26 protein-coding genes, 1 other RNA gene and 2 pseudogenes are annotated in these 26,874 nt (G+C 43.4%); 5 read left to right on the forward strand and 24 right to left on the reverse strand.

Features of this window, described 5'->3' with window-relative positions; translation table 11 throughout:
* Positions 1-103 precede the first annotated feature (103 nt).
* From EDD74_RS00455 to EDD74_RS00535, 17 genes and pseudogenes are all read right to left on the reverse strand, one after another.
* Complete coding sequence (locus tag EDD74_RS00455) at positions 104-1,432, reverse strand: sensor histidine kinase (RefSeq protein WP_116441169.1); 1,329 nt, start codon at positions 1,430-1,432, stop codon at positions 104-106.
* Positions 1,408-2,082 (reverse strand): response regulator transcription factor, encoded by a 675-nt coding sequence (locus tag EDD74_RS00460; protein ID WP_008977425.1) that lies wholly within the window; start codon positions 2,080-2,082, stop codon positions 1,408-1,410. The genes EDD74_RS00455 and EDD74_RS00460 overlap by 25 nt, the downstream gene beginning before the upstream one ends.
* A gap of 15 nt (positions 2,083-2,097) precedes the next feature.
* Entirely contained in the window at positions 2,098-2,313 is a 216-nt protein-coding gene (locus EDD74_RS00465) for a PspC domain-containing protein (protein WP_116441168.1), read from the reverse strand.
* Positions 2,300-3,100 carry an ABC transporter permease gene (locus EDD74_RS00470; protein WP_116441167.1) on the reverse strand — a complete coding sequence of 267 codons (801 nt, stop codon included), beginning with the start codon at positions 3,098-3,100 and terminating at the stop codon, positions 2,300-2,302. Before EDD74_RS00470 ends, EDD74_RS00465 begins: the two co-directional genes overlap by 14 nt.
* Positions 3,101-3,112: 12 nt before the next feature.
* The gene (locus EDD74_RS00475) at positions 3,113-3,850 is read right to left on the reverse strand and encodes an ABC transporter permease (protein ID WP_116441166.1); all 738 of its coding nucleotides are present in this window, start codon (positions 3,848-3,850) and stop codon (positions 3,113-3,115) included.
* A gap of 55 nt (positions 3,851-3,905) precedes the next feature.
* Positions 3,906-4,571, reverse strand: a pseudogene (locus tag EDD74_RS00480) (ABC transporter ATP-binding protein); the annotation flags it as partial.
* Positions 4,572-4,795: 224 nt separating this feature from the next.
* The gene (locus tag EDD74_RS00485) at positions 4,796-5,905 is read right to left on the reverse strand and encodes an alkaline phosphatase family protein (RefSeq protein WP_008977430.1); all 1,110 of its coding nucleotides are present in this window, start codon (positions 5,903-5,905) and stop codon (positions 4,796-4,798) included.
* A 2-nt stretch (positions 5,906-5,907) separates the two neighbouring features.
* Positions 5,908-6,924, reverse strand: a complete 1,017-nt coding sequence (aroF, locus tag EDD74_RS00490; protein WP_008977431.1) for a 3-deoxy-7-phosphoheptulonate synthase — start codon at positions 6,922-6,924, stop codon at positions 5,908-5,910.
* A 97-nt stretch (positions 6,925-7,021) separates the two neighbouring features.
* Positions 7,022-8,038, reverse strand: coding sequence for a 3-deoxy-7-phosphoheptulonate synthase (gene aroF, locus EDD74_RS00495; RefSeq protein ID WP_008977432.1), 1,017 nt, complete (start codon positions 8,036-8,038; stop codon positions 7,022-7,024).
* 68 nt (positions 8,039-8,106) lie between these two features.
* Positions 8,107-8,541, reverse strand: a complete 435-nt coding sequence (aroQ, locus tag EDD74_RS00500) for a type II 3-dehydroquinate dehydratase (protein WP_008977433.1) — start codon at positions 8,539-8,541, stop codon at positions 8,107-8,109.
* The gene (locus EDD74_RS00505) at positions 8,522-9,769 is read right to left on the reverse strand and encodes a shikimate kinase (RefSeq protein ID WP_116441164.1); all 1,248 of its coding nucleotides are present in this window, start codon (positions 9,767-9,769) and stop codon (positions 8,522-8,524) included. Before EDD74_RS00505 ends, aroQ begins: the two co-directional genes overlap by 20 nt.
* Before the next feature lie 24 nt (positions 9,770-9,793).
* Positions 9,794-10,792: a 3-dehydroquinate synthase gene (gene aroB, locus EDD74_RS00510; protein WP_009263633.1), complete on the reverse strand. Its 999-nt coding sequence runs from the start codon at positions 10,790-10,792 to the stop codon at positions 9,794-9,796.
* Positions 10,793-11,050: 258 nt separating this feature from the next.
* The gene (locus EDD74_RS00515; protein WP_116441163.1) at positions 11,051-12,049 is read right to left on the reverse strand and encodes a DNA/RNA non-specific endonuclease; all 999 of its coding nucleotides are present in this window, start codon (positions 12,047-12,049) and stop codon (positions 11,051-11,053) included.
* A gap of 26 nt (positions 12,050-12,075) precedes the next feature.
* Complete coding sequence (locus tag EDD74_RS00520) at positions 12,076-12,501, reverse strand: hypothetical protein (RefSeq protein ID WP_116441162.1); 426 nt, start codon at positions 12,499-12,501, stop codon at positions 12,076-12,078.
* A gap of 23 nt (positions 12,502-12,524) precedes the next feature.
* Positions 12,525-12,818 (reverse strand): hypothetical protein, encoded by a 294-nt coding sequence (locus EDD74_RS00525; protein ID WP_116441161.1) that lies wholly within the window; start codon positions 12,816-12,818, stop codon positions 12,525-12,527.
* A 99-nt stretch (positions 12,819-12,917) separates the two neighbouring features.
* Positions 12,918-13,263, reverse strand: a transfer-messenger RNA (tmRNA) gene (gene ssrA / locus EDD74_RS00530).
* Between the two features lie 85 nt (positions 13,264-13,348).
* A pseudogene (locus tag EDD74_RS00535) lies at positions 13,349-13,609 on the reverse strand (substrate-binding domain-containing protein); the annotation flags it as partial.
* Between the two features lie 297 nt (positions 13,610-13,906).
* On the opposite strand from EDD74_RS00535, the gene EDD74_RS00545 reads away from it, so the two are divergent.
* On the forward strand, positions 13,907-14,797 hold the full coding sequence (locus tag EDD74_RS00545) for an Rpn family recombination-promoting nuclease/putative transposase (protein WP_008977448.1): 891 nt from the start codon (positions 13,907-13,909) through the stop codon (positions 14,795-14,797).
* A 219-nt stretch (positions 14,798-15,016) separates the two neighbouring features.
* On the opposite strand, the gene EDD74_RS00550 is transcribed toward EDD74_RS00545, so the two are convergent.
* The 5 genes from EDD74_RS00550 to eno all read right to left on the reverse strand — a co-directional run bounded on the left by EDD74_RS00550 (position 15,017) and on the right by eno (position 20,028).
* The gene (locus EDD74_RS00550) at positions 15,017-15,250 is read right to left on the reverse strand and encodes a hypothetical protein (RefSeq protein WP_008977449.1); all 234 of its coding nucleotides are present in this window, start codon (positions 15,248-15,250) and stop codon (positions 15,017-15,019) included.
* Positions 15,251-15,361: 111 nt separating this feature from the next.
* The gene (gene smpB / locus EDD74_RS00555) at positions 15,362-15,829 is read right to left on the reverse strand and encodes an SsrA-binding protein SmpB (protein ID WP_008977450.1); all 468 of its coding nucleotides are present in this window, start codon (positions 15,827-15,829) and stop codon (positions 15,362-15,364) included.
* Positions 15,792-17,963 (reverse strand): ribonuclease R, encoded by a 2,172-nt coding sequence (gene rnr, locus EDD74_RS00560; protein ID WP_116441160.1) that lies wholly within the window; start codon positions 17,961-17,963, stop codon positions 15,792-15,794. The genes smpB and rnr overlap by 38 nt, the downstream gene beginning before the upstream one ends.
* Positions 17,964-18,348: 385 nt before the next feature.
* A complete protein-coding gene (secG, locus tag EDD74_RS00565) occupies positions 18,349-18,591 on the reverse strand; it encodes a preprotein translocase subunit SecG (protein WP_008977452.1) in 243 nt (80 codons plus the stop codon).
* A gap of 117 nt (positions 18,592-18,708) precedes the next feature.
* Positions 18,709-20,028: a phosphopyruvate hydratase gene (eno, locus tag EDD74_RS00570; protein WP_039930857.1), complete on the reverse strand. Its 1,320-nt coding sequence runs from the start codon at positions 20,026-20,028 to the stop codon at positions 18,709-18,711.
* 131 nt (positions 20,029-20,159) lie between these two features.
* On the opposite strand from eno, the gene EDD74_RS00575 reads away from it, so the two are divergent.
* Together EDD74_RS00575 and EDD74_RS00580 are read left to right on the forward strand one after the other, a co-directional pair.
* Positions 20,160-21,011, forward strand: a complete 852-nt coding sequence (locus EDD74_RS00575) for a YitT family protein (RefSeq protein ID WP_008977454.1) — start codon at positions 20,160-20,162, stop codon at positions 21,009-21,011.
* 324 nt (positions 21,012-21,335) lie between these two features.
* A complete protein-coding gene (locus EDD74_RS00580) occupies positions 21,336-22,691 on the forward strand; it encodes a sodium-dependent transporter (protein ID WP_009263642.1) in 1,356 nt (451 codons plus the stop codon).
* A gap of 132 nt (positions 22,692-22,823) precedes the next feature.
* On the opposite strand, the gene EDD74_RS00585 is transcribed toward EDD74_RS00580, so the two are convergent.
* Positions 22,824-23,447 (reverse strand): DUF4317 family protein, encoded by a 624-nt coding sequence (locus EDD74_RS00585; RefSeq protein WP_116441159.1) that lies wholly within the window; start codon positions 23,445-23,447, stop codon positions 22,824-22,826.
* Positions 23,440-24,420, reverse strand: coding sequence for an AraC family transcriptional regulator (locus EDD74_RS00590; protein ID WP_016439840.1), 981 nt, complete (start codon positions 24,418-24,420; stop codon positions 23,440-23,442). The genes EDD74_RS00585 and EDD74_RS00590 overlap by 8 nt, the downstream gene beginning before the upstream one ends.
* Before the next feature lie 176 nt (positions 24,421-24,596).
* Here EDD74_RS00590 and EDD74_RS00595 point away from each other — a divergent pair, with 176 nt between their 5' ends.
* On the forward strand, positions 24,597-25,985 hold the full coding sequence (locus EDD74_RS00595) for an MFS transporter (protein WP_016439841.1): 1,389 nt from the start codon (positions 24,597-24,599) through the stop codon (positions 25,983-25,985).
* Between the two features lie 6 nt (positions 25,986-25,991).
* Positions 25,992-26,858 carry an amidohydrolase family protein gene (locus EDD74_RS00600; protein ID WP_009263646.1) on the forward strand — a complete coding sequence of 289 codons (867 nt, stop codon included), beginning with the start codon at positions 25,992-25,994 and terminating at the stop codon, positions 26,856-26,858.
* The last annotated feature ends 16 nt before the right edge of the window (positions 26,859-26,874 follow it).

The following is a 26,874-nucleotide window of genomic DNA, read 5'->3' on the forward strand; positions in this document are numbered from 1 at the left end:
TGTCCCACATCTGTCAAGAAGCTCCTTTTTCCATCGGAAGTAAGCGCGAACCCTATAAAATAGTCAATCCCCCTCTGAAAGTGGGATTTGATTCATCAATCCTCTAAAATCGCACAAGAACTTCCCCCCCTTCTTCCCAGTTGCCTAATACCAATTCTCCTTTGTGTGCGCGGATCGCCTGTGCAGCTGACCACAACCCCAGACCATGGTGCCCGTCTGTCCTGCGGGACTTTTCTCCCCTCCACAGCCGCTCAGCCGCATGGCGCACTGCCTCCTCATCAAATCCTATCCCTTCATCTTTCACGCAGACCTGCCATCCGTTGTCTGTCATTTTCCCTTCCAGATAAACTGTTTTTCCCTTCGGCGTATATTCCACTGCATTCAGCACAATATTAAATATCCCACGCTGCAAACGCTCCGGCTGAATTCTCCAGGATCCTTCCAGTCTGTTATCCGTTATCAGTTTTACTCCCTTTGCTTCCGCAGCAGCCAGAGCATTTTCCCGCAGTTTTTCAAACCATTCCCCCAACTGCATTTTCGTAAACGCTTCTTCTTTTCCCGACGAAGTCTCCAGAAGACTTGCGACATACTCCTTCGCCCGAACAGTTGCCTCCAAAATTTTTCTGATCAGTCTCTCGTGATTCTGCGGCAATTCTTCCTCAAGCAACAGCTCTGCATTTCCACCTGCAAGCGTCAGCGGTGTCTTCAGGTCATGAGCCAGCGCGGCAATCTCTGCCTCGCGCTGCTGCTGCGCCGCCCACTGAGAGGTCAGTGCCTGAGACAGAGCTTCCCGCATCTCTTCCATCGCATCCAGTGCTTCATCGTACTCGCGGATTCCCGCATGCGGAACTGTAAAATCAAGTTCCTGCGCCGCCACCTTTTTGCTGATCTCCTGAAACAGTTTCAATTTTTTCCCAAGAAATTTTCCAAGCCATATCGTATGCAGAAGCAGTGACAGCAAAAGCCCCATCCCAAGCAAAATCAACCCGAGTGTTTCCGCCGGAGGGAGCGTCTGTCGAAGCGACGGATCGGTAAATTCCTTCCGGAAATGCCAGCGGATCAGTGCAGTGCTCCCATCTGCATAAGTGCGCCTGGAAAGGTGTGCCGCATATCCGGAAACGTATGAAAACTTTTTCTGGTCTTCTGCAATTTCTCTCTCCACATTCGTCTTTAATATAGTTCCTTTGGCATCATACAACGCATATTCGCCCGGAAAGCACTCATCCGGTTCTGTGAATCTCCCATTACTTGTCCCAAGGATCTCTTCTACCTGATGATTGATCTCAGATCCAGAACAGATAATCCCTTTCTGCTCAAGAAGAGACATCACAAGTGACCAGATCATAAAACACAACAGCATCGTAACAAACATTCCCGCCACAAATCGGAGTAACACAAAGGAAAGACTTAACGTATGTTTTCTTTTTTCCATTTATATCCCATCCCCCAGACTGTCTCAATCGGACTTTTCCCATATTTCTTTAATTTTGCGCGGATATTTTTAATATGCTCTGCAATCGTCCCCGGATCCCCCTCCGCATCGAAACCAAAGACCGCCTCATACAACTGTTCTTTGGAAAACACCTGCCCGGCATGAAGCGCCAGATGCTCACAGATCTCATACTCCCCTTTGGTAAGCGGAAGAATCTGCTCCTCAACCATAGCCTCTTTTGCCTGCATGTCAAAACGTACCCCGCCGCGTGCCATCGCCCGCACGGGTTGCCGTCCTTCTCTCCGCAAATGTGCATTGACCCGCGCCCGCAGTTCTGCGATGCTGAATGGCTTTTTGATATAATCATCTGCTCCGAGCCCAAATCCCTGTACAAGCGCCGCATCTTCTGTCTTTGCCGTCAGAAATAAGATTGGACAATCCACTTCTGCCCGGATCCTGCCACAGAGTGAAAACCCATCTTCGCCTGGCATCATCACATCCAACAGAAGCAAGTCATATATCCTACAGCGCTCTGCCGATACCCGCTTTACATCTTCTTCTGTATCCACCTGATGTCCATCACGTTCCAGCGCCATCTTCACCAGTTCCAGCATCTCTTCTTCATCATCTACTGCCAGTATTTTCCCCATTTCTTTTCCCCCTTTTTATCTCCCTGCATCTTGACTGTTTGAAAAAGGAAGCACTGCCGCAAGCAGTAAATATGCAAGGATTCCATTTGGAAACAACAGACACAACCCAAAACAAAGAATCCTCACACTTTTGGGAGACATTCCCAGATAGGCCGCAATTCCTCCACATACTCCGGTAATCTTCTTATCTGCTCTGCTTTTTCCTAACCGTTTTTCTTTATTTCGTTCCATTTCTTTTCTCTCCTCTTATCATATCACATTTTTTCCGTATCCAAAAGATGCCCAGACATCCACATAACAGCAAAACAACCACACTGATCATTCTCCTCTCCATCGATGCAATCTGATATCCGGACACATTAAACACTGCCGTGATCGGATAAAAATCTTTCACGCGATCCGCCATCCCTGCAAATAATCCAAATACCGAATAGATTTCCGTAAAAAGGAATACGGACCAGCAGTTTTTCTGTCTTCCTGCTGCAAATGCAATGATCGGAAATACTGCAAAGAATATGCCGATCCCGCCAAGAACATATTCTTTCCACAGCATAAACACGAATGAGGCCGACAGATCTTCTATATGTAGCACGGCCTCTGTCAAAAAGGTGATTCCAAAACACAACATGGAAAGCCCGATGCTAAAAAGCAGTGTCAGAATCATTTTCACCCGCATCAGGTCAATTTCCTGCAGCGGTATCAGGCGCAGGGATTTCATCGTGTCCTCTTCTTGTTCCCGCACACTTAAATAGCTCCCAAACAGAGCTGTCATACCCGGAATCACAAAAAAGAACGTCCACGGTTGCACCTCATCCATATACCAGCCCGCATTTTCAAGGTACCGCATCCCATCTCGCATCACCTTCAGCCCATAATGCACCTCCGATCCATGATACACTTCCAGTCCGCCCACAAATAGAATCCCTGCCGTCAGAAAGACTGCTGCTACCGCGATCCAAATCACTTTTGAACGGCGAAGCTTCCTGCACTCCACCCAAAACAAATTTCTCCAGTTCATATTCCTATCCCCCTATTTTCTTTTGGACAACTGATATTTTACAAGCCCAAAGGAAATAATGTCCCACACGAAAATACAAAGAACCGCCTTTCCCACACAACTCTCCTGCGTCACAAGCAGCCCCGGAATGTCTTTCTTTCGGATAAGGATCGCTCCCATACTTGTGATCGGATGAACATACATATTGACCGGCATCAGGAAAAAGCCTGCCAGCGCATATACAACTGTCATACAGGCAGGCATCACATAGCCGCTTCCCACTATCGCCAGCGCCAAAATCGGCAGCATTGCAAATGCAAGCAGAATGCCAATTTCCATACATTTCTCAAATAAATACATCATATCTTCTAGACGAAACGGTACAAATCCCGGAAGCACACTGCAAAGAACAGATGCCACTGCTGTCAGCATCATAAATCCGACTGACAAAACTAATATCATACAAAATTTACTGAAAAAGTAACTTTCTTCCTTCACCGGCACAAGCCAGATCTGCCTCACGATCTGCAGTCGTTTCTCTTCATACACGATCATCGTTGCAAAAATCCCAAGGATCACCGGAAGAATGATCCATGTCGTATATCCAAATGCAGACCATTTATAAAATTGTGCCGGCTCCACCTCTGCCTGCCCCAGATATCCGAAATAGCAGACCGACAACGCCGGCATAAGAAATGCAGCAAGAACCATCATCCAAACGCTCTTTTTCCGTCTCAGCTTGTAAAATTCCGTCTCGATCAGTCTAAGCAATGCCAACACCTCCCGTCACATTTCTAAAATATGTCTCCAGTGTCTCCTCACCTTTTTTGAGTTCTTTCATGTTTTTCTGTGCCAGCAGCGCTCCATGATCCATAATTCCAACGCGGTCCGCCACCAGTTCGATTTCCGAAAGAATGTGGCTGGAAATCAATATCGTCTTTCCCTGCTCTCTGCTAAGCTTTACGAGAAATCCTCTCATTTCCGCAATCCCAATCGGATCCAGCCCATTCATCGGCTCATCCAAAATGAGTAGCTTCGGATCATGTAAGATTGCATTGGCAATGCCAAGCCGCTGCTTCATGCCAAGCGAATAGTTTCCAAAAAGCTTTTTATCACGGTAAGGAAGCCCCACCACCGCAAGCGCCCGCTTGACCGTCTGCTCCCTCTTCATCCCTCTCAGTCTTGCAAAAATCTCAAGATTTTCTGTCCCGGTCAGATTCGGGTAAAATCCCGGCGCCTCGATCATCGCACCAATCTGCGGATAAATCTGCTTTTCCTGCCCTCGCAGCTTTCTCCCAAACACTTCCACCTCACCTGAGGTCTCCGGTGTAAGCCCGAGAAGCATCTTCATCAATGTTGTCTTCCCTGCCCCGTTCCTTCCGAGCAGCCCGTAAATCTCACCCTTTCTTACATGAAGATCTACTTCCTTTACAACAGTCTGTTCTCCATAACACTTCGTCAGCTTCCGCGTTTCTATCACAAATTCTTTCATTCCATTTTCTTCTCCTTCCTTGATTTACAAAAATCATAACGGAGAATTTTAAAGATTTTATAAAGCTGTGATATTTTTTCATAATAGAATCTTTTTTATGCTACTCTGCTCACCAAAGAAATGATTGAGACTTGCTCATGAGATAAAAAAAGGATATGCTACCTAATATGGGACTTTTATATTTCATCGTCCTATACGATAGTATCATATCCTTTTTAATCGTTTTACTTTTTCGGCTTTTCCACTACGATCAGCGGAACTGTCATCTCTTCTTTTGTCATTCCTGCATGTACACCGATGGTGTTCTCTTTCTCCTCATTCGTATCAAATAGATTGAGTGCTCCGACTGCGACAGCAAAGTAATCACCGATCGCCTCCTGAAATCTCGGATGATATGCTCCTTCTCCAAATAGCTGGCTCTCCGTGATCTCTTCTCTGGAAAATAACAGGAACTCTTTCCCAAAATGTTTCTTGAAACTCTCAAGAAACTGCTCTTCCATTCCTTCCTTCAGATGAAAGGAAAGCGCCCGCGGTTCCACTGCCGGAAGACATTTCAGACACTCCCTCAATTCCGGGTAATTTTCCATCGATACATTTCTTCCGTCGATATGTCCATGATCTGCTGTCACAAGCAAAAGCGTATCAGAAAGCTCTTCACTTAATTTTTCCAATTCACGGTCAATCTTTTTCAGCCATTCTCCCGCCTCTCTGCAAGTACAGCCACCTTCATGCATTACATGATCCGGCTCCGGCCAGTATACATACAGATAATTTTTCTCATCTCTTGTGCATAACGTCTTCACACCGCTGAGCAATTCCTCAAAGGTATCTATATGGTAATCTCCAAACGGAGATACTTCATATGCCTTTGCCTCACAGGCATGCATAATCTGGCTTCCCAGCTTTTCATACGGCATCATCCTATAAGCCAGCAATTCTCCTTCGATCACTCCGCCACTTCCGGTCGTATTGAGGAATACATTGACCTTGTCCTGGATTTCCGGAAAATACATGCTCCACCCAAGCCATCCGTGTTCTGCCGGTGCAAGTCCACTCTCCAGTGTTGTTGTGGCGGCAACCGTTGTAGGCGGAAATACACTGGAGATTTCTTTTTGAAAATGCCTGCGAAGGAAACTTTCCTCCGGCAAAAACCTCTCAAGGACACTGACACCCATTCCATCCAGCACAAGAAGCACCACATGTCTGTAATCCTTTTTCAAAATTTCATCCGCCTCCGGAAGGGTAGTATATCGATGCGGTGCGCCATAATTGTGCAAAATCGAATTGACTAAATTCAAAATACTATTTTGATAATCCGGCTTTTGTACCTGCATGTTTACATCTCTCTTCCTACTACCTGCGCGATCATCCTTCCTTTTTCGATGACCTGTTTAAATTTCTCTGGTTTTAATGACTGTGCCCCATCACTCCATGCCGCTTCCGGGTTGTTATGCACTTCTACGATCAGTCCATCTGCCCCTGCTGCAATCGCCGCAAGACTCATAGACTCAATCCATTTCCAGTTTCCAGTTGCATGAGAAGGGTCGATGATGATCGGCAGATGCGTCTTCTCCTTGATGATCGGAACTACACTGAGATCTAATGTATTTCTCGTATATTTTTCAAATGTACGGATTCCTCGCTCACAGAGAATAACGTTTTCATTTCCGCCTGCCATAATATATTCTGCTGACATGATCCACTCTTCGATTGTATTGGAAAGCCCTCTCTTTAATAGGATTGGCTTCTGAATCTTTCCGACTGCTTTCAGAAGAGAAAAGTTCTGCATATTTCTTGCCCCAATCTGGATCAGATCCACATGCTCCACAAACTCTTCAATATGCTCTGCATCCATCAGTTCACTGACGATCGGAAGTCCTGTCTGTCTTCTTGCTTCCACCATATCCTTAATTCCTTCGGTCTCCAGTCCCTGGAATGCATATGGGGAAGTACGCGGTTTGTACGCTCCGCCTCTTAACATATCTGCTCCTGCCGCCTTTACTTCTTTTGCAATCTCACAGATCTGTTCCCTGCTCTCCACGGAACATGGCCCTCCGATGACAACAATCTTCTCCTGACCACCGATCTTCACTCCTGCCACATCTACAACTGTGTCTTCCGGATGAAACATCCGATTTGCTTTCTTATACGGCGCTGCAATTCTTGTCACCTCAGAGACAAGTGGATTGGCCTGAATAATTTTTTCATCCAGACTCGTGGTATCTCCGATCAGCCCTAAAATATGATAATCTGTTCCCTGAGAATCATTTACCTGAAATCCTCTCTCCTCAAATGTGTGGACCAGTTTTTTCACTTCTTCCTCGGGAATCCCTTTTTTCACTGTAATGATCATAATTTTTTCTCCTTCTCTCTACCCTTTGTCACTCTGACTTGTTCCTATTTTCTGCACAGCTTTTCAGATGTCTGCTTCTTTTTGCATTTTCCTAATATTAAATATCTCTTCCGATCACCTGTGCGATGACTCTTCCTTTCTCAATCATCGTCTTGAATTTTTCTGGCTTCAGCGATTGTGCTCCGTCACTCCATGCCTTCTCCGGATTATTGTGTACCTCCACGATCAGACCATCTGCGCCTGCTGCAATCGCCGCAAGGCTCATAGATTCTACAAGATCCCAATCACCTGTTGCATGAGAAGGATCAATAATGATCGGCAGGTGGCTCTTCTTCTTTATGATCGGAACAACACTGAGATCCAGCGTGTTTCTCGTATAACGCTCAAAGGTACGGATCCCCCGCTCACAAAGAATGACATTCTCATTTCCGCCGGACATAATATATTCTGCAGACATCAGCCATTCCTCAATCGTATTGGAAAGTCCTCTCTTTAATAAGATCGGTTTGTTGATCTTCCCAAGTGCTTTGAGCAGATCAAAATTTTGCATATTTCTAGCTCCTACCTGGATCAGATCTACATACTCTACAAATTCATCAATTTTATCTGCACTCATGATTTCAGACACGATCGGTAATCCTGTTCGTTTTCTTGCCTCTACCATATCTAAAATACCCTCAGTTCCAAGTCCCTGAAATGCATATGGTGACGTTCTCGGCTTATATGCACCACCTCTTAACATGCATCCTCCGGCTTGCTTTACCTCTTCGGCAATCTCGCAGATCTGTTCCTTTCCTTCCACGGAGCAAGGTCCGCCAATGACAACAACCTTTTCCTTGCCTCCAACTTTAATTCCCGCCACATCGATGATGCTGTCCTCCGGGTGAAATAACCTGTTAACCTTCTTATATGGCGCTGCAATCCTTGTCACATCCTCGATCCACGGATTGGCACGCACCATCTTCTCATCTACAACTGTCGTATCTCCAACGATTCCAAACACGTTGTAATTCGTTCCAAGAATCGTGTTGACTTCCAGTCCTTTCTCTTCAAATCCTTTTACAATCTTCTCTACCTCATTCTGAGGAGCTCCTTTTTTACATGTAATAATCATTTTCTTCTTTCCTCGTCCTCTAACCTATTTTCTTTCTCTCTATGTGTATGGCATCTGTCACCTGCAGATCAATGCCCCAGTTTTTCTTTCAATGCCTCAATCGCCATCCGGTAACCTGCGATTCCCTGTCCGGTAATCGTATGGAAACACGCCTGTCCCGCATAAGAAATCTGCCGGAATGCTTCTCTTTCTTCTACTTTGGAAATATGTACTTCCACACATGGAATTTGTACCGCTTTGAGAGCATCCAAAATAGCAATACTCGTATGTGTGTATGCTGCCGGATTGATGACGATTCCGTCCATCACTCCATACGCCTGCTGGATTTTGTCGACGATCGCTCCTTCATGATTGCTCTGAAAACACTCAATCTCTATCCCATAATCTTCTCCGGTTTTCCTACACAGTTCCAAAAGCGCTTCATAATTCTCTTTTCCATAAATCCCCGGCTCTCGAATCCCGAGCATATTGATGTTCGGTCCGTTAATGATCAAAAACTTCATCAAATCCCTCCTTCACTTTCTGTACAGCCAGCTTAAATACTGTATCATTATTAATTTCAATATCACTATATTTCTGATAAAGCGGCATCCGCTCCTGCTCCATCTGTCTTAATTTTTCTCTGCTTGTGCTAAGTGGTCTGTTTCCGCCGACTGCCAGCGCATTCACATTCCGTCGGATATGGAATACAATCCCATTTTGCCGGAGTTTTTCCATATTTTCAGCGTTTTTGATAATTCCTCCTCCGCAGGAGATCACTTGTCCATGCTCTTTTGCAATTCTGGCACAGACTTCCTGTTCAATTTTCCGAAACCGACGCTCACCATATCTCTCAAAAATCTCAGGAATCGTCATCTTCGCTTCCTTTTCAATTTCCTTATCTAAATCTACAAATGTCTTCCCGATTTCTTTTGCAGTCTTCTTGCCAATCGTAGACTTTCCACATCCCGGCATCCCGATCAAAACAAGATTCATCATATCCTTCTTCATCTCAGCAACTATGCGGTCTATCTCCCTGTCTGCAATCTTTGTATCCAGAAAAAACTCCACTGCGTATTTTGCCTGCGCCACAAGCATTTCCAGTCCATTGACTGCCCGCAGCCCCTGCTCCTCTGCCTGCTGACAGAGCTTTGTCTTCATCGGATTGTAAATGACATCAACTACCGCCTCTGCATTCGGAAATTTCTTCAGATTGATCAGGCATTCGTCATTTTTCGGATACATCCCAACGCTGGTCGCATTGATAAACACCTGTATTTCCTGATACTTCTCCAAATCCTCATAAGAGATTATCGGATCCGTCTGATTTCTCCCTACAATATAAACCTTCTCTGCCCCCATATCATGAAGGACTGCCTCCGCGGTCTTACTTGTCCCCCCGGTGCCAAGAATACAACAAACTTTTCCACAAATCTCTACTCCATTATGTTGAATCATCTGCTTCAATCCCGCAAAATCAGTGTTCGTTGCATATAATTTTCCATCCCGATTGACAATCGTATTGACCGCATGGATCGCACTTGCTTTCTCATCGATCACATCACAATACTGCATCACTGTTTCCTTATAAGGAATTGTCACATTCACCGCATCAAACTCTTTCTTTTTAAAAAATTCATGAAATTCTTCCTCGGTTAATGGAATCAGATCGTATGTATAATCTGCAAGTTTCTCGTGGATTGGTTTCGAAAAACTATGTCCAAGTTTTCCCCCGACAAGCCCTACTCTCATCTGGTCACCTCCTGTATATTTTTATCAGCAAAATTTCCTCATATCCTCGATCTTCATATCGATCAGCTCCGCCTTTCCAATTTCACGGACCTGAACGATTGTAATCTGGTCTCCGCTTGCCTTTTTATCTTTCTTAATAAAATCAATGACCTCCTGGATTTCATACGGAACATCCAGCGGAATCTCCATCTTCTTTAAAATGCTTTTCAAACGCTCTTTCAACTGCTCATCCTCGAGAATCTTCATCATCCCCATTGCTACACATTCCCCATGATAATAATCATGCAGATGGTAAATACTCTCGATCGCATGCCCGATCGTATGCCCGAAATTCAATATCTTTCGGAGATTCTGCTCCTTCTCATCCTCTTCTACCACATGCTTCTTCACGATCAGCGAGCGGGTGATGATCTCCTCAAGAGCCTGATCGATCTCTTCCTCCTCAAACAGTCGGAAAATCTCCGGATCTGCAATCATTCCTGCCTTGACCGCCTCCACAAGTCCATTGTAATAATGACGTTTCGGCAATGTCCGAAGTGTATTCAAGTCAATCAACACTACCTCCGGATGATAAAAGGTTCCGATCACATTTTTCACTTCCCCGAGATTGACTGCCACCTTCCCTCCGATACTGGAATCAATCTGCGACAAAGTCGTTGTCGGAATGGATGCAAACTTCATCCCACGCTTAAAGGTCGCTGCCACAAATCCACTGAGATCTCCAATCACTCCGCCTCCCAGCGCAAGGATCCGATCCTTTCTGGAAAAATTCAGCTGCAGCAGTTTTTCGCAGATCTGCTGATAGACCGGAAAGCTTTTTGCCCCCTCACCGTGTCTGCATACATGTAGATACCCCTGCGGACACTGTGCAAGTACTTGCTTCTGATATCGTTCCGGCACTCCATCATCGGTAATGATCATCACCTTACAGTTTACATCTATATAATCTGCCAGATGAAGCATGGCATCTCTTTCTATAATAATACGACTTTTCTGTTCTGTCAGATTAACGGATAATTCCATCTGCCCACTCCTCCCACTTTCTCTGTTTAAAGTAAAAAAGTATCTGCCTATTCTTATAAAATAAGTTCTTCATGCACCCAAAAGAAACAACTCGAATGTTCAGGGTTGAAAGATACTTATCTATAAAAATAAAAGACAGATACTAAATAGTTCATTCTCATTATTAATCACTCCAAGTAGTTTGATTTTATTACTTTTTTAATGAGAACGCAAGTATATTATGAAATTTTTCTAAAGTTTTTCGATATTAGCTTCCGATTACGGATGGCAGTTGCCACATGGAGCATATCCCTGCTCGATCACTTCCGCCCGCTTTCCGGTATAAATTTTTTTATTCTTCTCTTTCATCGACTTGACACCGGAGCAGGATTCTCTGTGAAACTTCTTACTGCTCGTATTTAATATATAAGTCTGCTCACTCACCGGATCTGAACTGTCCTTGTCAGAAGCAGTTCCTGAAGCAGTGTTTCCTGCTTTGTCAGAGTTTTGGGAAGCTGGCAGAAGTTCTTTTGCCTCCCGGCTTTCTCCGGTTTTATAATCAATCTCCACTCCCGGCTGTACATTATACACATATACATTAAAGGAAAGATCTGCTCCCTGATCTTCCACCGATTCTGCTTCCATCTGCACTCCCGATGCCACAAGATTTTCCCCTTCAAACACCGGTGTGACACGGTACATCACATGATTGCCAGTTTCTTTGATGTAGTCTGCAACCATATTTTCAAATGGAAGCATCCCTTCCGTGTTCATATATCTCGTCCCTGTGATCAAATTTTCCTCATTGGCATTTTCGGCAGTCAGCTGATAACCGATTAAATGACAACGGTTATACAGATATTTTCCCTCCACCATATCATACTTTACAGTATGCCATCCAGTCGGTTTCACCTTCCCGATCGCTCCACGCTTCTCCGTCGGCATCAGTTCCTCGCCGATACTTGCCTCTGCAGTACTGCAACGCCCAAGTGCATCCAATGTTCCATAAGTCTCATATGCTTCTGGCTGCAATTCTTCTTCCGTAAAATTTGGCTCATTGTCATCAATCACCACATACGGTTCCCCATCATATTCTGGAATGGTCTCCATAGAAATATCTGACTGCTGTGTCCCAGACACCGGAACCGTCTCCTGCTGCGCATTTGCTGAAGTTTTCTCCTGTTCTGCCTTGCCTGCACATGCTGACATAAAAACCATCACACATGCAGTCACGACACCGAGAAGCCGATATTTCCCATTTTTCTTCCATTGCTTCATCCTGATTCCTCCTATTATGCTTTTCCTTATCTGACATAAACTTCCTTCGTAATTTTCTCATGAGAATGCCCCGAAAATTCCACGCATTCCACCATCTTCCACCTAGAAAGGTCCATAGCAAATCTTATGTCTGCCGGATATTTCCGATTCCATCGATATAACACCACAGTTTGTATTTCATCCTTATATTCCTGGATCGGCACATTTTCCACAAAACAATACTCCTCTTCGCCAGCTTCTTCCAAAAATCTTTCTGACACTGAAATATCCCCTGAATACGTTCGAAACAATTCGGAGGAATATTCGTTCATCCAAATTCTTGCTCGTCCATCTTTCTTCACTTCTTGGGACACCATCCGAAGAATGTCCTCTATTACAGCCCTGTCTCTGCTGATACGACGATTATGGAACAACATGGCATTGTTATCCCCCACACATACAATAATCTTCATATTTTTCCACTTCCTCCCGAATGCTACCTGAGGCTTTCCTCTAAATACTTCAGATATCGCTCAAACGCTTCTCTCTTTTTTAACTTTCTCTGAATCTTTTTTCTTTCACTGCCAAAATCATCCAGCGCTGCAAACATCCATTTGAAAAATACTATCATCCCGATTACTCCGACAATAAGACTCATCCCCAAAGGGAAAGATCTTGAGACAGCAATCCCGATACAGCCTATGCACCATACCAGTAACCCTGCTGTCGTACATGGATATCTCTGCCCAACATATACCAAGGTCAAAAAGATTATTTTTAAATAAATCATTATTTTTATCTTCCTTATTATTCATCCCAACAAGCTTCAAACCTTTTGCAACACAAAATGCTATATAAAAACAAAAACCCCAGTGTACACTGAGGTTTTACATGGACCTGAGGGGAGTTGAACCCCTGTCCGAAAGCCCGTCCATTGCGGCATCTCCCATTACAGTCATTATTTTGACATTCCCTCCATGAATCGCCTAATGACAGGCTCTTCACTTTAGTAGCTTCATAAATTCTTCCATTCCCTCAAAGCTTTGGAAACGAAGTGCCTCACCTCTTTGAAGCCGGTGACTTAAGCAGTGAGTGACTTAAGGCCGACTGCTGCAACTAGGCAGCGTACGCTAAATTTTCGTCTGCGTTTATATTTAAATACGGATTGATACGCGGTCCCGCCCCGCGAATGGCTTCCTCAACTTCAGAACCCCCGTCGAAACCAGTACAAGCCCTAATTATGACTTCTCTGTCTGGTATGACTGCAAACGATTCGTGTCATTATTATATTCCATATATAACACAAATGTCAAGGATATTTTATTCTGAGCGCTCTACTGTACTCTCCCTTACGACAAGTCTTGGCTGAAATGTAATACACTTCTGAGAATTCACTCCACTGCCTATCTCACTGATCAGCTGCTGTACTGCCTCCACTCCCATGTCATAGACCGGCTGACTGACCGTTGTCAGCGGGACATCCAAAATCTCTGAAAAGAAAATATCATCATAGCCAACTAGCGAAATTTCTTCCGGCACAGCTATTTTATGCTTTTTCAGACAATTATATACCCCATATGCACCCTTTCTGCGCCACTCCCAGTTTGCATCCGGTAGGTTCCCCGATCAGCAAAAGGGAGCCGGACGACAAATCTATTTCCTCTAATATTTTGTCCGCTCCATTCCACTCGGAATTGCGAGAATCTCTTTTAGCAGTGCGATACTTTTCTTGCCTCTTTTTTTAGATATATTTACAGTATATCCGATATTATTAAAACGTTTTTCTTATCATTCTAAATCGAACTTCTTCTTGCTCACTCCACTCTATCATGCTATAATTTTTTCATAGAATTCCTCTGTTTCAAGGAGGAACTTACCATGAAAAAAACTTTACAAGATCTTACAATCAAAGACAATTTTATGTTTGGCGCTGTAATGACTGATCCGGAAAACTGCAAAGGCTTACTGGAATTACTTCTTCACAAAAAGCTGGACAGAATCATCGTAAGTACCGAAAAAAGTATGATCTATCATCCAGAGTACAAAGGCGTTCGTCTTGATGTCTATGCAAAGGATGATACAAATACCCGGTACAATATTGAAATGCAGGTACTTCGAAAATCCACTCTCGGCAAGCGCAGCCGTTATTATCACAGCCAGATTGATATGGATCTGTTGCTGAGCGGTTCTGATTACCGTGAACTTCCTGATACTTATGTAATCTTTATCTGTGATTTTGACCCATTCGGCTTCGGAAAATACTTATATTCCTTTTACACTGCCTGCAGAGAAGAAGGTTCTCTCGCATTCAACGACGGTCTTTACACTATCTTTTTAAGCACAGCAGGCAAAAATGAATCGGAAGTTCCGGAAGCACTCGTTTCTTTTCTCAAATTTGTCAAAGCCGATTTATCAGAAAGCCGCAAGGATTTCCATAACGAATATGTCAGGAAGCTCCAACGATCCATCAGCCAAATTAAAGAAAACAGAGAAATGGAGGAACGATTTATGTTACTGGAAGAATTACTGCAGGAAGAGCATGAAGAAGGCATGCGCAAAGGTATTGAAAAAGGTCGTACGGAAGAGCGCAGTGAAAATCTCAAACGTCTCACTTCTCTTCTTCTTTCCCTTCTGCAAAAATTTGATATGCTTCCCAATGATCTGCTCCAGAAAATAGAATCGATGGATGATCCTGATCGTTTCATGCAATGGATCCAGTTCGCAGCTGAGTCTGCATCCCTTCCGGATTTTTTATCAAAGATTGAATAATCTTTTTCATTTATATCAAAAGAACAAAACTAAAGAAAAAGGCATATCAGTACCACTGTTACATTCTGGTTGTTTCAAAAACAACTCAGAATATGCAGTGTGATCCCGGTATGCCTATCTAAATTTCACTTCTTATTTTCAAATAAAATTTATTCTATTATTTCATCTGATTTCACAACGATTTTACAATTTTATTACAGAGGAATTCTATCTCACTTCTTATTCCAGTCCCAGAATCTCGGCAAGAACATCGACGATGATCTCATTTGTACAAGATTTTACATACCCGAGTAAATGCAGGGAGATTTCATCCTGCTTCTGCGCCTCAGTCAGTTTTTCATCGTGCTTTGTCTGATCGATCATCTGGATCAGCTGCGGTGTCAGATCTTCATAAATCTCTATCGTCGTATCTGTCACCAGTTTTCTCAATGCCTCTTTTGTTGTAGGTACCATGTTTTTCTCCTGTTCTTTTTCAGATTTTCTATTTTCATACTGCCTTTTTTACTGCTGCTTTACAAACCGACTTTCTTCACTTTGCAGCCACAGCCTTGTAACCGCAGCTGTCTACCCAAGATTTCTAATCTTGAAATCTCTCTGTGCCTCTCTTTGCTGATCTTTCTTTGCGATGTCATTTCGCTTGTCATAGAGTTTCTTTCCTCGCGCAAGACCAATCTCTACTTTCACTAAACTTCCTTTGAAATATACTTTGAGTGGCACGATCGCCATCCCTTTTTCCTTTGTCTTTCCGAGCATTTTATTGATCTCTGCCTTATGTAACAGCAGCTTTCTCGGGCGAAGTGGGTCTTTGTTGAAAATATTTCCTTTCTCATATGGACTGATATGCATTCCATAGATAAAAACTTCTCCATTTTCCACCCGGATAAACGATTCTTTGACGCTGCATTTTCCCATACGGAGGGATTTCACCTCCGTACCATGCAGCGCAATTCCTGCCTCGTAAGTGTCTAAGATAAAATAATCGTGGTATGCCTTTTTATTGTTGGCAATCAGTTTCGTCGATGTTTTCGCCATCTTCCTCATCCCCCTTATTTACCAGTTCAAAATCTATTGTACGCTGCAGACGGTCTGTGTCAAGTACCCTGACATAGACTTTCTGTCCGAGTTTATATGATCTTCGTGTATGCTCCCCAATCATCTCAAAGCGATCTTCATAATAATCGTAGTGGTCGTCATGCATATTGGTAACATGTATCAACCCTTCCACCGTATTTTCCAGTTCTACATACATGCCCCATTTTGTAATACTTGAAATGACTCCTGCAAACACTTCACCAATGTGTTGCTCCATATATTCTGCCTTCTTTAAGCGGATTGTCTCACGCTCTGCCTCTTCTGCCCTGCGCTCCATCTGGCTTGCATGCTTTGTTACTTCCGGTAAAATAGATTCATAATGTTCCATACGGTTTTCATTCATCCTTCCACGCAGTGTCTCTTTGATGATCCGATGGATCTGAAGATCCGGGTATCTTCGTATCGGTGATGTGAAATGACAGTAATACTGCGCTGCAAGTCCAAAATGCCCTGTATTTTCCGGTGTATATTTTGCCTGTTTCATCGAACGCAATGCCAGTCTGCTGATAAAATCCCCTTCCGACGTGCCATCTACTTTGGCGAGCAGCTTTTGAATTTCCTTCGGTCTTACTTCTTTGTTTGCCACATGCATGGAATGTCCAAAATTATTGATAAATGTGCATAATTTTTGAATTTTTTCCTCATCCGGCACATCATGTGTCCGGTAGACAAACGGGATCTCCTGCCAGAAATAATCCTCTGCCACCGTTTCGTTTGCAAGCAGCATAAAATCTTCAATGATTTTTGTCGCAGTATTCCGATCATATGGTTTGATCTCTGTCGGAATACCATCCTCATTCAGCATGATCTTACTTTCTGGAAAATCAAAATCGATCGAACCTCTGCGGTGTCTTTTCTCTCTTAAAATCTTCGCAAGCTCTGCCATCAGTTCAAACATTGGCACAAATTCTTTATACACTTCTATTTCTTCCGGATCTCTGTCCTCCAGTATTTTTTTGACACTTGTGTAGCTCATGCGCTGATCAATATGGACGACGGTCTCTGCGATTTTGTGATCGATCACCTCTCCTTTTGGATTGACAGTCATAATACAGCTAAGCGCCAGTCTGTCTTCCCCTGCATTCAGAGAGCAGATTCCATTGGAAAGTGCATGTGGTAGCATCGGGATCACCCGGTCAACAAGATACACACTCGTTCCGCGCTCATATGCCTCCCTATCAAGTGCACTTCGCTCCTGCACATAGTTTGTCACATCCGCAATATGCACACCGAGCTGATAATTTTCTCCTTCTTTTGTAATGGAGATCGCATCGTCCAGATCTTTCGCGTCTTCTCCATCGATCGTTACCATTCTCCAGGAACGGATATCCATACGCCCTGCCATATCTGCACTTGTGACGTCTTTTGCCACCCGCTCTGCCTGATTTAACACCTTCTCCGGAAATTCTACCGGAAGATCATACCCTTTCACGATCGACATAATGTCCGTACCCGGATCATTCACATGCCCGATGATCTCAACAACCTTTCCTTCCGGCTTCTTGCCGTCTTTTCCATAAGAAGTCAATTCAACAACAACTTTATGCCCGGTCACTGCCCCTTTTGAGCGCTCCAGCGGCACAAAAATATCTTTGACAAACCGGTCATTGTCCGGGATCACAAAACCAAAGTTTTTATTTTTCTGAAAGTATCCGACCAGCTTCACCGTTCCATGGGAAAGAATCCGCACGATTTTCCCTTCTCTTCGCTTTCCTTCGGGTGCTTTTGTTATGACAACTTCCACCTGGTCCATATGAAATGCCCCATTTGCATCGTCCTCTGAGATAAAAATATCATCGGCTTGTCCTTCGACCGTAACAAAGCCAAATCCTCGCGCATGCGCCTGATAAGTTCCGACAAGCTGCTTTGCAGTTCCTTTCACATACTTTCCTTTCTGTGTAACAGAAACCTTTCCGTCTGCCACAAGCGCATCCATCACTTTCTTTAATTCATTTCTCTGATCCTTCGGCACCTGAAGAAGAATTGCCAGTTCTTTCAACTTCATCGGTACATAAAAATCATCACAAATAAAATCGTATATAATCTTTTTTCTTTTTTCAAATGTCTGTTCCAATCGTTTCACTCCTTTTTTCGTATCTCATTTCCCTACAATTATTTCTGAACTTGCCCAAAAACGAGCAAAGAATCTCGCAAGTCAGACTCTCCGCACGCGAACAGTATCGTTAGCGACCTGTTCCCTTTCCATAAGCTTTGCAGTCCCAGGCGAAGCGTGTTTTTTGTTACATAGGAATTCCCTATGTAACGAAAAAGAACATACCTATCTGACAACAGGTATGTTCTACATTTACACATTTTTCCAAACTGTCTTTTTCTGATTTCTTTGACAATTTCTGCAGCAAATCTTTCTATTGCTTCTCAGTAACACTTCACCGATAGTCATATCCGCTCTTCCTCACATCCTGCTAAATCGTACAGACGAAAGCAATAGCAAGTACGATCTAGTTAAATACACCGAGATTCAAAGCTGCTGCCAGTATCATAAATAAACATGCTAAGAACTTCGTAGATTTGACAAGTGCACCTTCCATAGAACGTCCCTTGTTCTGTCCCCAGTATGTTTCCGCTCCACCTGCGATCGAACCAAGCCCTGCGGACTTTCCTTCCTGAAGAAGTACAATGATTGTCAATGCGATACCGTCTATTACAAATAAAATAGTTAATACAATTTTCAAAATTTCCATTTTTACACCTCCCGTGGATAAACAATATTCATTATACCACAAGAGAGAATCGGTTGCAAGTTCAACTCAGATAACTTTCAAAGAAGTTTTTCCGAGAAACTAGCAAACGATTTCTTTCTATTCTTCCGGCTCTGCAAGAAATGGAAAAGGATTTTGGTACTCCGCCACATCCCCCAGCGATTCTTCGATCCGGAGCAGCTGATTGTATTTTGCCACACGCTCGGATCTGCACGGTGCTCCTGTCTTAATCTGCCCGACATTCAATGCGACTGCAAGATCTGCGATCGTACAGTCTTCCGTCTCTCCCGAACGATGGGAAACGATGGCATGATACCCGGCATTTTGCGCAAGTTTTACCGCGTCCATCGCTTCTGTGAGCGTACCAATTTGATTAACTTTCACGAGAATCGCATTGGCCACGTTCTTATCAATCCCCTTCTTTAACCTTTTTACATTTGTGACAAACAGATCATCTCCCACAAGCTGCATATCTTGTCCAAGTCTTGTTGTGAGCAATTCCCAGCCTTCCCAGTCTTCTTCATCTAACGGATCTTCGATGGACACAATCGGATAATCCGTCGCCAGTTCTTCGTAATAATCAATCATCTCTTCCGACGATCTGGCGATTTTCTGACAGTTCATTTTCCCCTCGCCTGGGAAATAATATTTTTTCATCTTTTTATCATACAGCTCACTCGCCGCCGCATCAAGGGCAATGACAATATCTTTTTTCAGACGATATCCGGCTCGCTCCACTGCCTTTGCAATCAGCTTCAATGCCTCTTTTGCATTTGGAAGATCCGGGGCAAATCCTCCTTCATCTCCGACTCCGGTCGCCAGTTGTTCTTCCTTCAATAATTTTTTCAACTCATGATAAATCTCCACACACATGCGGAGCCCTTCCCGAAAGCAACAGGCCCCTACCGGCATGATCATAAATTCCTGAATATCTAACGTATTATCCGCATGTGCCCCTCCGTTTAAAATATTCATCATCGGAACCGGCATCTTTTTTGCATTTGTTCCTCCCAGATAGGAATACAGCGGAATCTGAAGCGCTTCTGCCGCCGCCTTTGCCGCTGCCAGTGACACACCTAGCATTGCATTTGCCCCAAGCCCACTTTTATTTTCTGTCCGATCCAGCTCCATGAGAAGCTGATCGATCTTCGCCTGCTCAAACACATTTATCCCGATCAAATTTTCAGCGATCTTCTCATTGACATTTGCCACTGCCTGCTGTACGCCCAGACCATTGTAACGCTTTTCCCCATCACGCAATTCAACTGCCTCATATTTCCCTGTCGATGCACCGGAAGGAACTGCGGCTCTGCCTATATATGCTTCTCCGGCAAGTACCTCCACTTCCACCGTCGGATTTCCTCTGGAATCTATAATTTCTCTGGCGTAAATGTCCGTAATCGGCAAACATTTATACATCATAATTACTATCTCCTCTCCGATTTTATTATTGCCGGAACAATTCCGTTCTATCCGTTGACTTTTCATTTCCTCCGCGGTACAATCTACATAGATTATTAAATTTTTATAAAATGCTGAGGTCTGCACAAATGAATACAAAATCAAAATGGAAATCTTTTTCACTATTAACCGGAAGTATCCTGATCATGGCGGTTGGTATCTATTTTTTCAAATTTGCCAATAATTTTACCTTCGGAGGAATCACCGGTCTTGCCGTTTTAGTTGCCAAGACAGGGGTCATGTCAGCCAGTGACTTTACTTTTCTGACGAACATGCTTCTTCTCCTGCTCGGGTTCATTGTGCTCGGAAAAAAATTTGGACTGAAGACTGCTTACTGCAGCACACTTCTCTCCGTCACTCTTTCCCTTTTAGAGCGGATCTACCCAATGAGCCATCCACTGACAGATCAGCCGATGCTCGAGTTGACCTTTGCGATCGCACTGCCGGCATTTGGCTCCGCCATTTTGTTCAATATCGGAGCTTCCAGCGGAGGTACGGATATCATTGCAGCGATTTTAAAGAAATACTCAGATTTCAATATCGGAAGGGCGCTTCTGCTCACCGATCTTGTAATCACAATCGCAGGATGTTTTGTCTTCGACATCGAGACCGGACTCTATTCTTTCCTTGGTCTTGCTGTCCGCTCACTGATGATCGACAATGTCATTGAAAGTTTCAACCTATGTAAATATTTCAATGTCGTCTGCGATAATCCAGAACCAATCTGTGATTTTATCATGCATGAGCTTCATCGAAGTGCGACAACCTGTGAGGCAAAAGGAGCTTTCTCCGGTGAACCAAAGAGTCTTGTTTTCACCGTATTGAACCGTCATCAGGCGATCCGCCTCCGAAACTATATCAAAGAGGTGGAACCAACCGCATTTATCCTGATTTCCAACACAAGTGAGATCATCGGAAAAGGATTTCATAATACAATTTAATAGGATTACTCCCATAAAATCTGTAACCAAAGAGCTTCTCAATATTTTCTGATTTTTGAAGTATATTATATTATCACAGATTTTCATTCTCCCGGCACTATGCGTTGCATAATCGCCGGGATTTTTTTCTAAAATAGTTTCGAAATCACCTCATTGTTTTCAAGCAATTTATTTATTTTTTATATTTTTTTCATTTTTATAAAGAAAATCCTTGTTTTTTCTCACATCTCGTGGCATAATGATTCCTAAATATTCTGTTTTTAGCATTAATGTTGTATCACTCTAAAGCAGAAAACAATAAACTTATGATGGGAGGAAATTATTATGGACAAAAAACGAGGATCATTTTCAGGCAAAATGGGCTTTGTACTTGCTGCTGCCGGCTCTGCAGTAGGTCTTGGGAATCTTTGGAGGTTTCCTTATCTGGCAGCAAAATATGGTGGAGGGATCTTTCTGCTAGTCTATTTAATACTGGCTGTCACATTTGGTTTCACTCTTATGATCACAGAAATTGCAATCGGCCGCAAAACCGGTGTCAGTGCTATTGGTGCTTTCCAAAAACTAGATAAACGTTTTGGATTCGTAGGCGTACTTGCCTGTATCGTTCCGTTTATTATCACCCCTTACTACTGCGTCATCGGCGGATGGGTAATCAAATACTTATTCACCTTCCTGACCGGGAAAGTAAGTGCAGCTGCAGGGGATGAATTTTTCACCGGTTTTATCAGTGAATCCGTATCTCCAGTTGTCTGGTTTGCTATTTTTATCCTTCTGACTTCCGCAATTGTAATCTTCGGAGTAGAAAAAGGTGTAGAGAAAGCAAGTCGCTTTATGATGCCGCTGCTGATTGTTTTAATTGTAGGTGTCTGCATCTTCTGTATTACAAGACCAGGCGCTGCTGAAGGAGTAAAGTACTACCTGCTTCCTGATTTTTCTAAATTTTCTGCCACAACGGTGCTGGCTGCTATGGGACAATTATTTTATTCCATGTCTCTTGCCATGGGTATCATGATTACATATGGTTCCTACATGAAAAAAGACAGCCACCTGGAAGCTTCCGTGCGGCAGATTGAACTTTTTGATACAGCAATCGCTTTCCTTGCAGGTCTTCTCATCGTACCGTCAGTGTTTGTTTTTTCCGGCGGAGATGAAGCTGCACTTGGCAAAGGACCCTCTTTGATGTTTATCACCCTCCCAAAAGTATTCAATGACATGACATTGGGCGGAGTAATCGGTGCTGTATTTTTCTTATTAGTATTGTTCGCAGCCCTCACATCCTCTATCTCCCTTATGGAGACAAATGTTTCCATTCTCCGGGATAAATTCGGGTGGAGCCGCAAAAAATCAACACTGATTATTACTGTATATGTTTTAATCCTCGGATCGATCGTCTCTCTTGGCTTTGGTCCTCTGAGTTTCATCAAGATCCTTGGTCTGGGACTTTTAGACTTTTTTGATTTTATCAGCAACAGTGTACTGATGCCGATCGTGGCAATCCTGACCTGTATCTGTGTCGGACACTTCGTCGGAGCCAAAGTCATTTCCGATGAAGTAGAATTAAATGCTCCATTTAAGATGAAGAAATTTTATACCATAATGCTGAAATGGATCGCACCTGTATTTCTCGTACTTGTCCTCGCATTTGCGGTATCAGAAGCAATGGGATGGATTCGTGTATAAGCTCAACTTTCCCCTTTCTGATGAACAAGGGAACATAACAAAGACAACCGTTCTTTTTGAATGGTTGTCTGTTTTTATTTTCTCATTATTCATTGATCGGGAAGTAGCACCGCAAATATTGCTGCATCTAAATCAGATTCCCAAAATCTTCTTCATCACATCTATACACTCACTTCGTGGATCTGCGCTGTAAATATTCACATGGTTTAAATCCCCGGCTCTATCTGTAAATGCCGGAAAGAGAAATCCGCATTCCGGTTTCCCTGGCTCATAGCTGCCCAGAAGTGGACAGACTGCACAAATCAAATATTCAAACATTTCCTCGGATTCCCCTAACCGCTCCTTGTCTGCCGCCTTTGCTGGAATGTCATAGCGGTCATGAAACATGTAGACTGCATATCCCGAATCCATATAATAATTTTCCATGACCACATCATAAAACGTTTCCATCAGCGCATCATTTTTCAGACCACACTGGCGCAGTCCCATCAAAAGCTGCCACATGCTGCCGGCCCTTCTTGCTTCCCGATCAAATTGAAATTTTTTCAGCTGTACATTTGTCTCTGAAAACGGAATTACTTTTGCAATTTCTAAATGCTTTTTTCTCTCCTGCGGGGAGAGCTTCAGAAAGTTTGTATTAAAGCTCCCATCATATTCTCCCTCTGCATCGACATAACATCCGGCAATCCGGGTAAAAGATGTGCGGGAAAGTGTCATACGTCTGGTAAGCTCTAGCATATCCTCACGATTAATCATACTGTTCTCCTCTCACCATTGTTCGGAACTCTTTCGGCGAAATTCCATACTCCTTCACAAATGCTTTATAAAAGACCGAGTAATCGGAAAATCCACACAATTCCGGGATACTTTTTAGAAGGACTCCATCCACAATCAGTTTTTTTGCCTCGATCAGCCTTCGCTGTGTCACAATCTTATAAAAACTGACATCCATCTGCTTTTTAAACAGCTGACCGATTGCCGATTCGCTGATCAGAAAATGTGCCGCAATCGTCTTCAGGCTAATCTCTTCTGCAAAATGTTTTTCAATATAGCTGATAATCTCATCGAGAAGAGCCGCTTTTTCTGACTTCAGTTCTGTCATAGCCTGTCCCTTCCAGCTGCGATACAGCAGACAGATCAGCTGAAGGAACAATCCGCGGCTGAATAATTCTGCCCCTGGCTTTTCTTCCTTCTCCTCCCGCAGAAGTTCCTCGAAAATTTTCTGAAACTGGTAGAGTACTGCCCCGTTTGTACGAATAATATAGGACTTTTCCTGACGCTCTTTCTTCTCTTCCCATTCTGCTGCATTTAACTCTTCACTGCATTTTTTCCAGTAATCTGCACTGACCCACAGCGCAGTTCGCAGATACGGCTCCGTGAGTTGTTCTCCGAAGATTGGTCTGTGACTGACCCCTGGCGGAACGAAGATAATATCATTTGGCTGCAGCTGATAGCGCATATCTCCGATCAAATATTGAATATTTCCGCTCCGGCAAAAGAGAATCTCATAGAAAATATGGCTATGCAGCGACACACTGTCTTTTAAGTAACTGATATCCTCATGCACATCAAGATATTTGCTGTCCATCTCCATCTCCTGATAGCCGATAAACTGTCCGCTTTCTTTAAAATACAGCTCAATATCTTCTCCCATAGTTTCCCTTAATTTCTCATACTGCTTATTTTTGATCTCTTCGTAGGTCACTTTTTTGAGTTGGCTAAGTTTCACAAAATTCCTCCTATCATTTTATAAATATTTCACAAATCGTTTTCTTTCTTTTTCTATCATAGCAGAAAATGTATTATTTTTGCAATGTTTTATGCTAATTATGCAATTCAAATTGCAAATTTAAAGAAGTATGATAGTAAGCACCGAAATAAACTACACAACAAGGAGAAAAAGTTATGACAGACAAAAAAATTCGCCCTTTTGGGAAAAAAGATGAACTGGGCTATGTATTCGGTGATATGGCAGGAAGCTTCGTCAACTTATTTATCGATGCTTACTTCCTGACATTCTGTACGTATGTACTCGGAATCAGCCCTGCATGGATGGGATCTTTATTCCTCTTTGCAAGACTTTGGGATGCGATCAACGATCCGATTATGGGATCTTTCCCGGATCGCTGGATGATTGGAAAATCCGGTGACAAATTCAAACCGTGGATTAAAATCTTTATGGTACCTCTTGCACTTTCCGGTATCCTCTGTTTCATGAATGTTCCACTGGAAGGTGTTGCACTCCATGCATATGTTGCATTTGCATATGTCCTCTATGGAATGAGCTATACAGGAACTTCCATGCCATTCGGTGCGATGGCAAGTGTTGTCAGCACAGACCCTATCGATCGAAGCAAGCTTTCCCGTGCAAGAAGTATCGGTGGAACTTTAGTAGGTATGGTAGCTCTTTCCTTTGTTCCGGTTATCTGCTTTGACAAGAACAGTAATATTATCCCGGAACGTTTTACAATGCTTGCTGTTCTCTTCGGCGTGCTCTGTATCGTATGCTACGTCTTACTGACAAAACTGACTATAGAGCGTGTCAGACAGTCTGAAAACAGCCAGAAGGAAAAATTCAACTACAAAAATGTCTTAAAAGCAGTTGTAAAGAATCGTCCTCTGATCGGTGTCATGGTGGCAACTGTCGGAAGTATGCTCTTTATCACAGGTTCCGGACAAGTCCGCAGCTACCTGTTCAAGGAATACTATCACAATACTTCCGTAATGACATTATTAAGTCTTTCCAGCCTACCGATCATCATTGTATGCTTCCCGCTTGTTCCAAAGCTTGTTGCAAAATTTGGAAAGAAAGCAACATTAATGGCAGGTATCATCAGCAGTACGATATTTAGTGTGATCACATTTATGATTAAAATCGAAAATGTTTACGTATTCACTGTATTAAGCATCCTTGCAATGATCGGACAGACAATCTTTACAATCTTAATCTGGGCACTTGTCACAGACTGTCTCGATTACAGTGAATGGAAACTTCACGAAAGAAGCGATGGATCTATGTACTCCATCTACACATTCAGCCGTAAGATCGGTTCTACAATTGCTTCTTCCGGTATTTCTTTCGCCCTTAGTGCAATCGGCTACGTTGCAGGTACAAACGTAACACAGTCTGCAGCAACCATCGACGGTATCTACAATCTGGTAACATTGATCCCGGTTGCAACTTGTGTTCTGGAACTGATCGGTATCGGACTGATCTTCAACCTGAACCATAAACAGACAAATCAGATGTATGCTGAACTTGCTGAAAGAAGAAGCCAAAAAGAAAGAGGGTAATCTTTTATGAAAAAGACAGATATCCATCTGCACCTCACCTTTGAACAGCACCCGAAGACTGAGCACATGTTTGTGTCAAGCGCAGAACATATGCTCCCGCATCTTCGGGAGCTTTCCATTGAAAAAGGAATCTTAATGTCCTCTGGAGAAGGGAACTCTGCGGTTCCTTTTGGAAGCAATGACGAGTGCAGACAAATTGCAGAGGCATTTCCGGGAATTTATTTCTGGATGTGCAATCTCGATGATGTACCGGAAAATATTTTTGAGCGGCTTGAAACTTATAAAAATCAGGGCGCTGTCGGTATTGGAGAACTAATGATCAACCGCAGCATTGATGATCCTATGATCCAGGAAATTTTTGCTGCTGCAGAAACACTTTCCCTTCCGGTTCTATTTCACATGAGTCCGGAAGTCGGATATGAATATGGCATTGTCGATGATGCCGGACTTCCCCTTTTAGAAGAAAGTCTGAAAAAATATCCAAATCTGAAATTCATCGGCCACAGCCAGCCATTCTGGCATGAGATCAGTGGCGATGCCTCCGGAGATCTCTCCTCCCGTATGGAGTGGGGCAAAGGAGAAGTAGCCCCTGGCGGAAGACTTTCTTACCTTTTCGATACCTACCCAAACTTGTACGGAGACTTGTCCGCCAACAGCGGTGGCTGCGCAATTATGCGCGACGAGACCTTCGGTCTTTCTTTCCTTGAGAAATACTGTGACCGCCTGATGTTCGCGACAGACATGGTCAACGTCGATATGGAATTTCCTCTCGGAAAATGGTTGGAGGAAATGTACCAGTGTGGTAAATTAAAAGAAGAGGTTTACAGAAAAATCGCTTATCAAAATGCAGAATCCCTCTTCGGGCTGCATTAGAAATGGAGGAAACAGA

The sequence above is a fragment of the Faecalimonas umbilicata genome, from assembly GCF_004346095.1.
Lineage (GTDB): Bacteria > Bacillota > Clostridia > Lachnospirales > Lachnospiraceae > Faecalimonas > Faecalimonas umbilicata.

What these genes read in the sequence shown, in the direction of transcription:
- EDD74_RS00455 (WP_116441169.1), bottom strand. Translation starts at nt 1,432, where the DNA reads ATGGAAAAAAGAAAACATACGTTAAGTCTTTCCTTTGTGTTACTCCGA.
- EDD74_RS00460 (WP_008977425.1), bottom strand. Translation starts at nt 2,082, where the DNA reads ATGGGGAAAATACTGGCAGTAGATGATGAAGAAGAGATGCTGGAACTG.
- EDD74_RS00465 (WP_116441168.1), bottom strand. Translation starts at nt 2,313, where the DNA reads ATGGAACGAAATAAAGAAAAACGGTTAGGAAAAAGCAGAGCAGATAAG.
- EDD74_RS00470 (WP_116441167.1), bottom strand. Translation starts at nt 3,100, where the DNA reads ATGAACTGGAGAAATTTGTTTTGGGTGGAGTGCAGGAAGCTTCGCCGT.
- EDD74_RS00485 (WP_008977430.1), bottom strand. Translation starts at nt 5,905, where the DNA reads ATGCAGGTACAAAAGCCGGATTATCAAAATAGTATTTTGAATTTAGTC.
- aroF (WP_008977431.1), bottom strand. Translation starts at nt 6,924, where the DNA reads ATGATCATTACAGTGAAAAAAGGGATTCCCGAGGAAGAAGTGAAAAAA.
- aroF (WP_008977432.1), bottom strand. Translation starts at nt 8,038, where the DNA reads ATGATTATTACATGTAAAAAAGGAGCTCCTCAGAATGAGGTAGAGAAG.
- aroQ (WP_008977433.1), bottom strand. Translation starts at nt 8,541, where the DNA reads ATGAAGTTTTTGATCATTAACGGACCGAACATCAATATGCTCGGGATT.
- EDD74_RS00505 (WP_116441164.1), bottom strand. Translation starts at nt 9,769, where the DNA reads ATGAGAGTAGGGCTTGTCGGGGGAAAACTTGGACATAGTTTTTCGAAA.
- aroB (WP_009263633.1), bottom strand. Translation starts at nt 10,792, where the DNA reads ATGGAATTATCCGTTAATCTGACAGAACAGAAAAGTCGTATTATTATA.
- EDD74_RS00515 (WP_116441163.1), bottom strand. Translation starts at nt 12,049, where the DNA reads ATGAAGCAATGGAAGAAAAATGGGAAATATCGGCTTCTCGGTGTCGTG.
- EDD74_RS00520 (WP_116441162.1), bottom strand. Translation starts at nt 12,501, where the DNA reads ATGAAGATTATTGTATGTGTGGGGGATAACAATGCCATGTTGTTCCAT.
- EDD74_RS00525 (WP_116441161.1), bottom strand. Translation starts at nt 12,818, where the DNA reads ATGATTTATTTAAAAATAATCTTTTTGACCTTGGTATATGTTGGGCAG.
- EDD74_RS00545 (WP_008977448.1), top strand. Translation starts at nt 13,907, where the DNA reads ATGAAAAAAACTTTACAAGATCTTACAATCAAAGACAATTTTATGTTT.
- EDD74_RS00550 (WP_008977449.1), bottom strand. Translation starts at nt 15,250, where the DNA reads ATGGTACCTACAACAAAAGAGGCATTGAGAAAACTGGTGACAGATACG.
- smpB (WP_008977450.1), bottom strand. Translation starts at nt 15,829, where the DNA reads ATGGCGAAAACATCGACGAAACTGATTGCCAACAATAAAAAGGCATAC.
- secG (WP_008977452.1), bottom strand. Translation starts at nt 18,591, where the DNA reads ATGGAAATTTTGAAAATTGTATTAACTATTTTATTTGTAATAGACGGT.
- eno (WP_039930857.1), bottom strand. Translation starts at nt 20,028, where the DNA reads ATGTATAAATGTTTGCCGATTACGGACATTTACGCCAGAGAAATTATA.
- EDD74_RS00575 (WP_008977454.1), top strand. Translation starts at nt 20,160, where the DNA reads ATGAATACAAAATCAAAATGGAAATCTTTTTCACTATTAACCGGAAGT.
- EDD74_RS00580 (WP_009263642.1), top strand. Translation starts at nt 21,336, where the DNA reads ATGGACAAAAAACGAGGATCATTTTCAGGCAAAATGGGCTTTGTACTT.
- EDD74_RS00585 (WP_116441159.1), bottom strand. Translation starts at nt 23,447, where the DNA reads ATGATTAATCGTGAGGATATGCTAGAGCTTACCAGACGTATGACACTT.
- EDD74_RS00595 (WP_016439841.1), top strand. Translation starts at nt 24,597, where the DNA reads ATGACAGACAAAAAAATTCGCCCTTTTGGGAAAAAAGATGAACTGGGC.
- EDD74_RS00600 (WP_009263646.1), top strand. Translation starts at nt 25,992, where the DNA reads ATGAAAAAGACAGATATCCATCTGCACCTCACCTTTGAACAGCACCCG.